Origin of the sequence: Flavobacterium pallidum, from assembly GCF_003097535.1 — a bacterium.
Classification (GTDB): domain Bacteria; phylum Bacteroidota; class Bacteroidia; order Flavobacteriales; family Flavobacteriaceae; genus Flavobacterium; species Flavobacterium pallidum.
This window is the reverse complement of the sequence record NZ_CP029187.1, coordinates 1,198,577-1,209,579: the sequence shown is the minus strand read 5'-3', so window position 1 is coordinate 1,209,579 and position 11,003 is coordinate 1,198,577. Positions and strand designations below refer to the sequence as shown.

General features: G+C 41.5%; 12 protein-coding genes. 11 read left to right on the top strand and 1 reads right to left on the bottom strand.

Annotation, left to right across the window (positions count from 1 at the left end; all coding sequences use genetic code 11):
- Positions 1-55 precede the first annotated feature (55 nt).
- The gene (locus tag HYN49_RS04880; protein WP_108903078.1) at positions 56-457 is read left to right on the top strand and encodes a hypothetical protein; all 402 of its coding nucleotides are present in this window, start codon (positions 56-58) and stop codon (positions 455-457) included.
- 33 nt (positions 458-490) lie between these two features.
- Here HYN49_RS04880 and HYN49_RS04875 read toward each other — a convergent pair whose 3' ends face one another.
- Positions 491-901, bottom strand: coding sequence for a DUF2059 domain-containing protein (locus tag HYN49_RS04875; protein ID WP_108903077.1), 411 nt, complete (start codon positions 899-901; stop codon positions 491-493).
- A 193-nt stretch (positions 902-1,094) separates the two neighbouring features.
- Between HYN49_RS04875 and HYN49_RS04870 the strand changes: the two genes are divergently transcribed.
- From HYN49_RS04870 to HYN49_RS04825, 10 genes are all read left to right on the top strand, one after another.
- Complete coding sequence (locus HYN49_RS04870; protein WP_108903076.1) at positions 1,095-1,823, top strand: hypothetical protein; 729 nt, start codon at positions 1,095-1,097, stop codon at positions 1,821-1,823.
- Positions 1,824-1,827: 4 nt separating this feature from the next.
- Positions 1,828-2,769: a hypothetical protein gene (locus HYN49_RS04865; protein WP_108903075.1), complete on the top strand. Its 942-nt coding sequence runs from the start codon at positions 1,828-1,830 to the stop codon at positions 2,767-2,769.
- Between the two features lie 2 nt (positions 2,770-2,771).
- The gene (locus HYN49_RS04860; protein WP_108903074.1) at positions 2,772-3,245 is read left to right on the top strand and encodes a hypothetical protein; all 474 of its coding nucleotides are present in this window, start codon (positions 2,772-2,774) and stop codon (positions 3,243-3,245) included.
- The gene (locus HYN49_RS04855) at positions 3,242-4,528 is read left to right on the top strand and encodes a hypothetical protein (RefSeq protein ID WP_108903073.1); all 1,287 of its coding nucleotides are present in this window, start codon (positions 3,242-3,244) and stop codon (positions 4,526-4,528) included. Before HYN49_RS04860 ends, HYN49_RS04855 begins: the two co-directional genes overlap by 4 nt.
- Positions 4,516-4,851: a hypothetical protein gene (locus HYN49_RS04850; RefSeq protein WP_108903072.1), complete on the top strand. Its 336-nt coding sequence runs from the start codon at positions 4,516-4,518 to the stop codon at positions 4,849-4,851. Before HYN49_RS04855 ends, HYN49_RS04850 begins: the two co-directional genes overlap by 13 nt.
- On the top strand, positions 4,844-5,320 hold the full coding sequence (locus HYN49_RS04845; RefSeq protein ID WP_108903071.1) for a PulJ/GspJ family protein: 477 nt from the start codon (positions 4,844-4,846) through the stop codon (positions 5,318-5,320). The genes HYN49_RS04850 and HYN49_RS04845 overlap by 8 nt, the downstream gene beginning before the upstream one ends.
- The gene (locus HYN49_RS04840) at positions 5,305-6,435 is read left to right on the top strand and encodes a type II secretion system F family protein (protein ID WP_108903070.1); all 1,131 of its coding nucleotides are present in this window, start codon (positions 5,305-5,307) and stop codon (positions 6,433-6,435) included. Before HYN49_RS04845 ends, HYN49_RS04840 begins: the two co-directional genes overlap by 16 nt.
- A 122-nt stretch (positions 6,436-6,557) precedes the next feature.
- Positions 6,558-7,235 (top strand): response regulator transcription factor, encoded by a 678-nt coding sequence (locus HYN49_RS04835; RefSeq protein WP_108903069.1) that lies wholly within the window; start codon positions 6,558-6,560, stop codon positions 7,233-7,235.
- Positions 7,228-8,490: a sensor histidine kinase gene (locus HYN49_RS04830; RefSeq protein ID WP_108903068.1), complete on the top strand. Its 1,263-nt coding sequence runs from the start codon at positions 7,228-7,230 to the stop codon at positions 8,488-8,490. The genes HYN49_RS04835 and HYN49_RS04830 overlap by 8 nt, the downstream gene beginning before the upstream one ends.
- Positions 8,491-8,545: 55 nt before the next feature.
- Positions 8,546-10,954: a TonB-dependent receptor domain-containing protein gene (locus HYN49_RS04825; RefSeq protein ID WP_108903067.1), complete on the top strand. Its 2,409-nt coding sequence runs from the start codon at positions 8,546-8,548 to the stop codon at positions 10,952-10,954.
- Positions 10,955-11,003 lie beyond the last annotated feature (49 nt).

The window sequence follows — 11,003 nt, the reverse complement described above, 5'->3', positions numbered from 1 at the left end:
CTTATCATTACAATGGTAAGACATAATTTCATTTCAAATACATACAATGCTCAGTATGAAAAAAGCGATATTATTATTATGTTTCACAGTGTTGGCCAGCAGTTGCCATTATAATAAAGACCAGTTGGTCATAAGGAACAATTCGGACGAACAAGTGAGCTATGAGACGATAATCAATGGAAAGGAAGGATATTACAGGGTATCGGCCGGCGGGACGATAGAAAGCCATGATCAAGATTCTCCGCTAAGGAGAAGCCCAATAATCGGCCCGCTTGAGGAAAATGCTGCAGGCAATATACTTTACCTGGTATTTTATAAGCCGACAGAAAGCGCTATTATTGACGATATTAAAAAAAACAATATTGACAATATGATGAAAAGCGATAAAGTTACAATCAATCAATACACGCTCAGCGAGCTAAACAACATAAAGTGGATTGTCCAATATCCGAAATAACCAATCCGGATCATTAAACCAATACCCGAAAATTTAATCAGTACCGGATTGATATTTCTGCACCAGGCCCTGCAACTTCACAATCCATACCTCCTGTAAAGCTTGCGACCGCTGGGACATCTCGGAGGCATTTGCATACATTTTTTTTCCGACAGGGCTTTCATAAAAAGCAATCATCGTCTTGATCTCATCAGGAGTATACAATTTCAGGTATACATCAGCATAACTATCATATAATTGCGGCAGCGAAGCTTCATAATCTGACAGGAACGCTGCCTGCTTCACCTTCGGGACATATTTGAGCAGTTGATTTTTAACCATCTGCATCTGGACTTTTGCGCCACTGACCTCAATCAATTTCAAAGCTTCTTTTTTAGAATCATCCTGTGCATGAATGGTGTGGGAAATCAGCGTAAAGCACAACAACACGATTAATCTGTACATAGTCGGATTATTTTAATTAAAAGCTAAATATATAAAAAAATGGGTTCTCGGGAAATTTATATTTCCATCAGTTTTTTTTGAAAAGCAGATACTGCATTTGGAATAAAACAGCTGCTGCCGTAATGAGATAATTTTTTTATTTAAAAGTAAATTCACATTCAGAATTATCTATTTTTACAAAAACAAGAGATTAATGACAAAATATGTTATCCTGGGCTTAGCGGTGGCTTTGCTTTCGTGTAAGACTGTCACTGTGAACCATTCAAATTTTACAGTTTCCGATGCCAATACTGAAATTGGAAGTGCCGGGCTGCAAAAAAACACCCTCTTTAAAAACGATTTCCTTACCTATGCATTTCCCATTATAGATAACAAAGTAAGGGTTGAGGTTGTCATTTCTCCATTTACCAAAACCTTTAACAAAGCCTACCAGAAAAAAGTCGCAGGCGATCAGGGTAAAGCCAAAATCAATTTTGCCGACAGTTTAAAGTTTAAGCCTGAAATGGCCGTCATACGCATCCTCGATTTACGGGGCTATGTGGATGAGATAAACTCAGAGGCCAACAAAAGCATCGTGGACTTTCTGAAAAACACTGAAAACGCCCGACTCGTGACAGGAATTGCAACGACGCTCTCTCTGGAAAACATAGCCAAAATACGACAGGCAGACTCCTATTACCTCATCAATGAACAAGATCATAAATATTCCCTGCAGTTATTCAAGGCAAATAAAAAAACTGATGTGATAGACTTACAGCAAGGTGTTATTGTAGGTTATGAGTTAAGTAAATGCTGTTGGTCCCTGAATAAAAAAAGCAATTGGTATTTGGCAAACATTATCACAGAATGCCATTCCTGCGAGGGAAATACCTTTTCGAAAGTTAAAGAAAAGGAAAGGAATAAAAACCTATTCAAAATGTAAGACTATGGCATACCGGGCATTATTACGTAAATCCATCATATTGTCAGTCGCTGGCATATTACTTTTTTCGTGCAGTGAAATCATCATGGAGGAAGATATTTCAGATAGCGAAATCACCCTTGTCGCTCCAGGAGACAATACACAATTTAATTCTACAGGAATCACCTTTAGCTGGAATGCCGTTAATAAAGCTTCCGGATATCAGCTTGAGATTGCCAAACCAAATTTCACTGACCCTTTACAGATTGTCCTGGACACCACCGTAACCAATACCTCATTTACCCAGCAGTTGGTCATTGGCCATTACCAATGGAGGGTACGGGCAGTCAATAGTGCCTACCATACTAATTATGCGACACGTTCTTTCGAAATTGTGAGCAATGACAATTTTCAGGATAATGCTGTTGCGCTGTCAAGCCCTTCCAACAATCTGGTGACCAATGCATCAAATCAGAATTTAACCTGGCAGCCTATACTGGGGTCAATGAATTACCAGGTACAGGTATACGACAACTCCAATACCATCCTCCTGGACCAAACCACTGCAAATACGAACTATGCTTTTACTTTTCCTGAGGGTTCATTTAATTGGAAAGTCAGGGCAAGCAATGGTGCCGAAAATACGCTGTACTCATCGCGCGCAATAATGGTTGATCTTACCCCGCCGGCGACTCCCGTGCTTGTCAAGCCCGAAAATGCAGACCCGTCGCAGGAACCTGAAGTTTCGTTTGAATGGAACAGTGCGTTCTCCGGGGGCAGCGCAGAAAAGGACAGCATCTATATTTATACAAATGCCGCCCAGACCTTATTGCAATCAAAGACACAGTCTGCTAGTCCTTACGTCCTGACGCTGCCATCAGGGACATATTACTGGAAAGTGAAGTCATTTGACGCAGCTGGTAATGTCAGCAATTCCAGCAGCGCATTCAGTTTTACCGTTAATTAGCGATGAACAGCAAAAAAAGCATATATATCCTGCTTCCGGTCGTTATTGGGATCTGGGGGCTGATTGTATATCAATTATTCAATTATGGCGACGCCGATAATGTAACAGACAAAATGCCCGAACTTACATTGCGGCCACTGCCTGTCATGAAAAAAAATGCGATTTTAATCGATATAAATCCAAGAGATCCCTTTTTAGGCAAAATACTTTCAGCAGATAATGGCAGGGCAGCCCATACGGGCGGGTTTAAAAAGAAAACTGCATCACAGGGATTGCAATGGCCCGAGGTCAGGTATAAAGGGATTGTTTCGGATGTCAAAGAAAAAACGAAGGTATACATGCTGACGATTGACGGCGCCACATTCCTGATGAAGAAAGGAATCCAGGAAAAAGGGATCACGATAAAGGATGGCGATCGCAAAACCGTCAAAATAATTTTCAATGGAGTCCAAAAAGTTATTTCAATACAACCGTGAAGCAACTAAAACGAGCCAATGCCAGATTATATTCCGGGGCACTTCAATTTGCCGTACTCACAGGGCTCGTGGTTGCATTGCTGCTTACCGCATTGATAACGCTCCAGAACACCCACACCTTTTTCATTAACCAATCCGAAGCCTCCGTTGAAAATATTACGCTTTCAAATTCGGGGATTTCTTTCCTGCTGACTCAAACCAAAAACATTACCGATACAATCCAGCTTCCGCAGCTGAGCGGAAAAAATCATAAAGTCCAGGTCCATCTTTCCAAATGGGGAATTTTTGAGAAAGCATCCTCCAAGGCTTCGCACCGGAAAAAGAATTTCATGCGTGTTGCGCTATTGGGCACACAAATCACCCGGCAAAAAAGGCCAGCTTTATACCTAGAGGACAACTTAAAACCATTGATTGTGGTGGGCCATACCATCCTTCAGGGAACCATTTTTCTTCCCGGCCAGGGTATAAAACCAGGATATATTGCCGGAGAAAGTTTTAACGGCGTGCAGTTATTTCAGGGAAATAGCAAAACCAGTGCTAAAGAATTGCCAGACTTCAGGAAAAATTATCGGCAGGACTTGACCCGGATGATGAATGATGTCCGGTACAACCAGACCAATTTATCCATTGAAACGGCACGGACAAAAATTGTCAATTCCTTCTCGCTCCCGACAAAAACAATATACAGCAAGGGCGAAATCGCACTCGCAAACACCTATATGGTGGGTAATATAGTTATAAAGTCGGAAACGTCGATAATCGTAAAAAAAAACACCGTGCTTAAAGATGTCATCCTGATGGCACCCACAATAGCGATTGAGGATGAAGTCACTGGGAATTTTCAGGCATTTTCCGACCACCGCATTACGGTCGGTAAAAATTGTACCCTGGCATATCCATCAGCCCTTGTACTTATGGAGGTACCGCAAAAAGGGCGGCAATTATCCGATTTGGGAGATCATTCCATCCTCGTTGATTCAGGATCTACGATTGCCGGAACGATTTGCTACCTGAAATCGGCCGTAGGAAACGATTTTAAGACGCAGGTATATTTGAACAGCGATGCAGTAATAAAAGGAGAGGTGTTTTGTGAAGGGAATTTTGAAATGAGGGGAAAGGTACATGGCTCTGTATTTACCGAGCAGTTTATTGTAAATGAGGCTGGGTCTGTTTTCATCAACCACATTTACGGCGGCGAAATAACCGCGCTGGATTTTACGGACAGTTTCTGCGGACTGCCATTTAAAGATAACCCAAAAGGAATCGCAAAATGGCTGTATTGAAAAAAATAAAATCGAGTACGCTTGTTGAATCGCTTATTGCCACGGTGCTCATTCTGATTATCTTTAGCATTTCCAGCCTTGTGATAAACAATCTTCTGCAAAATAAATACCACAATGAAACCGGCGCAGTGGAAAACAGGCTGTATGAAATAGAATACCTTATCCAGAACAAAAAAATACAACTGCCTTATCATGAAAAATACCAGGATTGGGACATCTCAATCGACAATATTTCCAACATCGGGCGACCAAACGAGATTGCGCTTGAAGTAAAAAACGAAAAGACCGGAAAAACGATCTCAAAAAAAAGGATGTATGACTAGGAAAATCAATTCTTTTACGCTCTCGGAATTGCTGGTAACCATGATTATAGCCTTAATTGTAGTAGGATTGGCTTTTGAGGTGCTGAATTTAGTCAAAAAGCAATTTACCGGCGTCCAGAAAAAATATGAAAACACTGAACAGCTTGCCTTATTTAAAGAGCGCATCTGGCTTGATTTTAACAGGCATTCGCAAATTTCATATGATTCCGCAAAATTAAGCCTGACGCTGAAGTCCGACACAGATTCTGTTTTTTATGATTTCCTGAATGAGTCTGTTATCCGGGATAAAGACACTTTAAAATTGCCCGTAAAAATAAAAAGGGCTTTTTTTCAGGGAGAAGAAGTGACCGCCGGGCTGGTCGATGCCGTTTCCTTCGACACCGGAAATGAAAAAACTGCAGCGCATTTATTTGTTTTTAAAAGGAATGACACAACACTCTTTATGAACCAGACATGGCCTTTAAACTGAAAAATACTGAGACTGCACCTGCAAAAAGCGCTTACTCCGGTATCGACACGCTGCTCCGGAAAGACATATCGCTTTTTGGCAGCAGGTTGTCTTCAAAACAAAAATATGATTTTTATAACGAACTCAGCATCCTGCTTCCGGCGGGCGTTACCATTAAAGATGCACTGGATCTTATAAAAGAAAACCAAAAAAAAGACACCGCAAGATCGACATTCAGCAACATCCTTGAAAAAGTTATTGCGGGCAGCTCGCTCTCAGAAGCCATTAGAGCTGAAAAGCACTTCACGGCATATGAATTCTTTTCCATTAAAATTGGGGAGGAAACCGGAGCATTGCCGAAAATATGCCATCGGCTGGCTATCTTTTTTGAGCGGAGGACCGAACAAAAAAAGATGATCATGAGCGCCCTGACTTATCCTATGATTGTTTTATCTACAGCTGCGATCGTCGTGATTTTCATGCTAAGTTTCGTCGTGCCTATGTTCGAAGGGCTTTTCAGTCAAAATAACATCGAGTTGCCATATATCACTAAAGTCATTATTTCTATATCTGATGGCATAAAATATTACGGATGGATTATTGTTCTTTTAATCTTCGGCCTGATCTTCCTGCTGAAATTCATGTTAAAAAAAGAAAACATCAAAGAGGCCTTTCAAAACGGGTTATTGCACTTACCGGTGATAGGGAAATTTTTACTGAAAATATATATGTCACAGTTTATGCAGGCGGTATCGTTGCTTTCAAGCGCAAAGTTTCCGATTTTGAACAGCCTGCAAATCGTAAGGGATATGATTGGATTTATGCCCCTGAAAAAAGCTTTGCGGCATGCCGAAGAGCAAATTCTAAAAGGACAAAGCCTTAGTGAGAGTTTAAAAGGCAACAAAATTTTTGACCATCGCATACTTGCCTTGATAAAAATAGCCGAAGAAACCAACCAGACAGATCTTATTTTCAGCCAGCTCAACGAACAGCTTAACAGCGAGGTTGTAAGGCAGTCAAAATTAATCGCGACATTTATAGAGCCTTTGATTATATTAATTGTAGGAGTTATCGTGGGATTTTTATTGATTGGTTTATACTTACCTATGTTCGAGCTGAGCAACGTGATTAAATAGGCTGGACAACCACAACCTTTATCCGGAGCAAAGTAAGGCCCAGATTTAGCGTTACCTTATTTTTCTGTTGGATATTTTCCCTCATTCAGATTTCCTTCAAAATCGAATCATTACATTGCAGCATGAAAATCCTGATTATTGAAGATGAAACCGAAATAGCGGACGGAATCAGAAACTATTTCAAGCCAAACGGCATCCATTCTGAAGTGGCGGCGAATTACAAAGAAGCGCTTCTGAAAATCGGTTCGTATGACTACGACTGCATCCTGCTTGACCTGATGCTGCCTGATGGCGATGGATTCCATATTTTACGGGAGCTGAAGAAGGAAAACAAAACTGAAGGTGTCATTATCATTTCAGCTAAGGAAACGTTAGACTCCAGATTGGAAGGTTTTAATCTCGGCGCAGACGATTATGTCACAAAGCCTTTTCACTTGGCCGAGCTGCTCGTGAGGATGCAGGCATTAATCAGGCGCAAGAATTTCAACGGAAGCAACAATGTGGTTTTCAATGAGATTGTAGTGGATATCCTTTCAAAAACCGTTTCCGTGAACGGAAACAAACTCGACATCACTAAAAAGGAGATCGATTTGATGCTGTTCCTGATCGGGAATAAAAACAAGGTGCTGTCCAAAGGCGCGATTGCGGAACACCTTTCCGGCGACATGGCCGATATGCTCGACAACCACGACTTCATTTACGCACACATCAAGAACCTGAAGAAAAAACTGGCTAAGGCCGGAAGCGGTGATTACATCAGGACCGTTTACGGATTAGGATATAAATGGGAAGATGGCTAAAAAATTACTCCAAAAAAGCACCGGGAATATCCTGATATTTTCAGTATTGATATTACTGGTTTCGGCACCACTGTTTTATTTCACCACGAACTACCTCTACCTAGAGGAAACGGATGAGACGCTGAACCTGCACAAGAAAGAATTCATCGAAAATGACCTTCCCGGATTCAGGATCCAGGATATTGCCGTGTGGAACAAATACAACCGCAATGTTTCCATCCTGCCTGCCAATGGAATAAAAAAAGACATGGTTTTCGTCAAGGTGTATTTTGATAAACTTGAAAATGAGGACGAACCTTACCGCGAATTAAATGCACCCATAGTCATTGAAGGAAAGCCGTTTACTTTTTCAGCAAGGATTAACCTGATTGAAAAACGGGACATGGTTTTCAGTACAGGCTTGCTGTTCCTGCTGATTATTGTATTGATGCTTACAGGAATCCTCATCATTACGAAAACAGCAACAAAACGTTTATGGAAACCGTTTTACGTTACGCTTGAACAGATTCGGGGATTTGAGATTGACAAAAACCAAAAACCTGAATTTCCTTCCACAGACATTGATGAATTCAATAACCTGAACGCAAGCCTCGAACGCCTGATAGACAAAAACACGAATATCTATAATACGCAACGCGAGTTCATCGAAAATGCCGCGCATGAGTTGCAAACCCCTTTGGCATTATTCCAGTCGAGGATCGATATGCTGCTGCAACTTGACCTTTCAAAGGAACAATCGGTTTTGGCAGCATCGCTCAATAATGATGTGGCCAGGATGAACAGGCTGAACAAAAACCTGTTGTTGTTATCAAAGATTGAAAATGATAATTTCCCTGATAAGCAGGAGATTTTACTGAATGACTATATCAAAAAGCATCTTGATTTTTTTACGGAGCAGGCTAAGTCTAAGCATCTTTCCATCATTACAGAATTCACGGAAAACCTGAAGATTACTGCAAACCCCGCGCTGTTGGAAGTATTGATTAACAACCTTTTCCTGAATGCGATCCGCCACAATGTCAAAAATGGGAAGATTGTGATTACCATTGCCGGAAATACGTTGGCCTTTGTAAACTCAGGTCCAGAAACGGCATTAGCAAACGATAAGCTCTTCAACCGCTTTTCCAAATCTGATCCGTCTTCGCAAGGTAACGGACTTGGCCTGGCTATCGTAAAAAAGATTACGGAACTCAATCATTGGAACATTTCGTATTCTTTTTACAATTCCCTGCACGGATTTACAATTACTTTCTAAAATTCAATTTTCCTACAGAATCACTATTGAGATTTGCTGCTGAAATTATATTCAGATGAAAAGCATTTCTCTCATAATCCTATTCCTGTTGTCATTCGCCTGCTTTGCGCAGGAAGCACCATCAAAAAGAGTGACGCTGTCAGGCGCAATAAAAGATAAAACCTCAAAAGCCGCTATACCTTATGCCAATGTGGTGCTGATGTCAAAAGACAGCACGATTGTTGCCGGAACCGTAAGCAATGACGAAGGCCGTTTTTCCCTCACAGGCATCACGCCGGGTAGTTACATTATTGGTGTCAGTTTTGTAGGTCATCAGGCAGCAAAACAACCGTTGTTTATTGGCTCCTTATCCGATTTCTTAGAGCTTTCGGTGATTGAGCTTGAAGAAGATTCCAATACACTCGATGAGGTGGTCATCACTTCAAAGCAGGAGGAAGTCAGCCCAAAGATGGATAAGAAGACTTTTTCCGTAGCCGATAATATTGCCCAAAGTGGCGGCTCCGTACTTCAGGCGATGCAGAATCTTCCGGGAATTACGGTACAGGATGGCAAGGTACAATTGCGTGGCAATGATAAGGTCATGGTGCTTATCGACGGAAAACAAACTGGAATTACAGGTTTCGGAAGCCAGTCTGGCCTGGACAATATACCGGCATCAGCCATCGATAAGATTGAGGTAATCAATAACCCTTCAGCCAAATTTGATGCCAATGGCAATGCCGGAATCATCAACATCATATACAGGAAAACCAAACAGGAAGGACTTAACGGAAAAGCGGGCATCAGTTCCGGTTTCGGGGCTTTGTGGGAGCGCAAGTCAAACCTTCCGACCATCCGTCCACAATATAACCTTACACCGAAAATTAATCCGTCGTTATCACTTAATTACCGTAAGGGCAAAGTGAACCTGTTTTTTCAGGGCGACTATCTTTACACGGAAACACTGAATAAGAATGAATTTGTCCATCGCACTTATGATGATGGTACTATCATCCATCAACAGACGAAACGCAATCGGGATACACAATTCACAACTATAAAATCCGGAATGGACTGGAACTATAACGACAACAATACCTTCACGTTTTCGGGTTATTTTGGAAGTGAAAAAATCCTCGATCACGGCGATGAACCTTTTTTTAACGGAGATTATTCGGAAAGACTGAGACTTTGGCAATTCTTAGAAGATGAAGTGAAAACAACAGCGATGGCCACTGCTTCTTATCAGCATAAATTCAAACAGGCTGGCCGCTTATTAAATACCGGTATTAATTACACTTACCATCGGGAAGATGAAAAATACTTTTTTGACAACATCCTGCCGAACAGCAGTGGAAAAGATTCCTTTAAATTGCTTTCCGACGAAAAAGTACTGGATATTAACGTAGACTATATCGAACCCTTGAAGTATGGCCGTTTTGAAACCGGACTGAAATTCCGCAACCGACAAATCCCGACAAACATGCAGTTTTTCCCCGGGCAAAATTCCCCGATTGATGCCAATGCGGGCGGGCGGGCCACTTATAAGGAAATTATTCCTGCACTTTACGGCAATTACATTTTCGAGAGCAACAAGATTGAAGCCGAAGTGGGCATGAGGCTCGAATATGTACACCTGAAGTATGAGGTCGACCCCCACCACCCGACATACAAAAGCGATGGTTATGATTATACACAGCCTTTCCCGAACATCAGTCTGGCCTATAAATTCAATGATAAAAACAAGCTGACGGCCTTTTTTAACCGCCGCGTCGACAGGCCTAATGAGGTTGATATCCGTATTTTCCCAAAATATGATGATGCTGAAATCATTAAAGTAGGCAATCCTGCGTTGCGCCCACAGTTTTCAAGTGCTTTCGAATTGGGCTACAAAGCGTCATTAAAAGACGGCTACTTTTTTGCGTCGGCTTACCACCGGTTTGTGAATGGCACCATCACGCGTATCGCTACGACGGTTCCGGGAAGCAATCTCATTTATAACGTTTTCCAAAATGCCGACCGCAGTTCTACCACCGGCTTTGAAATGGTTTACTCCAAAAGGCTGGCCGCATGGTATTTGTTCAATCTTAATGGGAACGGTTATCAGAACGACATTGAGAAATTTACGGTGACGAACCTGTATCCGGTGCCAAGCACGTTTTATGGAGAAAGACAGCAGGTTTTTTCAGGAAATGTAAAATGGAACAGCCTTTTCAATTTCTCAAAAACCCTGACAGGACAGGTGTCGGCAGTGTATCTTGCTCCCGATATCATTCCGCAGGGAAAGATTGATTCCCGTTTCTCTGTCGATTTGGGAATTAAGAAATCCGTACAAAAAGGAAAGGGTGAAATCTTCCTGAATGCTACAGACGTATTCAATACCCTTGTTACCAAAAAAGAAATCCAGGGCAATGATTTCCATTACAACAGCAGTGATTATTATGAAACACAGGTGGTACGCTTTGGTTACAGTTATAAATTCTAATAAGGCTTAAAGTAAAAATTCAGAATTAATTCAAAATCTGTCCTGACTT

Excerpts from the sequence above, each read along its gene's own strand:
- HYN49_RS04845 (WP_108903071.1), top strand. The coding sequence starts at position 4,844 with ATGACTAGGAAAATCAATTCTTTTACGCTCTCGGAATTGCTGGTAACC.
- HYN49_RS04840 (WP_108903070.1), top strand. The coding sequence starts at position 5,305 with ATGGCCTTTAAACTGAAAAATACTGAGACTGCACCTGCAAAAAGCGCT.
- HYN49_RS04865 (WP_108903075.1), top strand. The coding sequence starts at position 1,828 with ATGGCATACCGGGCATTATTACGTAAATCCATCATATTGTCAGTCGCT.
- HYN49_RS04835 (WP_108903069.1), top strand. The coding sequence starts at position 6,558 with ATGAAAATCCTGATTATTGAAGATGAAACCGAAATAGCGGACGGAATC.
- HYN49_RS04875 (WP_108903077.1), bottom strand. The coding sequence starts at position 901 with ATGTACAGATTAATCGTGTTGTTGTGCTTTACGCTGATTTCCCACACC.
- HYN49_RS04825 (WP_108903067.1), top strand. The coding sequence starts at position 8,546 with ATGAAAAGCATTTCTCTCATAATCCTATTCCTGTTGTCATTCGCCTGC.
- HYN49_RS04870 (WP_108903076.1), top strand. The coding sequence starts at position 1,095 with ATGACAAAATATGTTATCCTGGGCTTAGCGGTGGCTTTGCTTTCGTGT.
- HYN49_RS04880 (WP_108903078.1), top strand. The coding sequence starts at position 56 with ATGAAAAAAGCGATATTATTATTATGTTTCACAGTGTTGGCCAGCAGT.
- HYN49_RS04850 (WP_108903072.1), top strand. The coding sequence starts at position 4,516 with ATGGCTGTATTGAAAAAAATAAAATCGAGTACGCTTGTTGAATCGCTT.
- HYN49_RS04830 (WP_108903068.1), top strand. The coding sequence starts at position 7,228 with ATGGCTAAAAAATTACTCCAAAAAAGCACCGGGAATATCCTGATATTT.
- HYN49_RS04860 (WP_108903074.1), top strand. The coding sequence starts at position 2,772 with ATGAACAGCAAAAAAAGCATATATATCCTGCTTCCGGTCGTTATTGGG.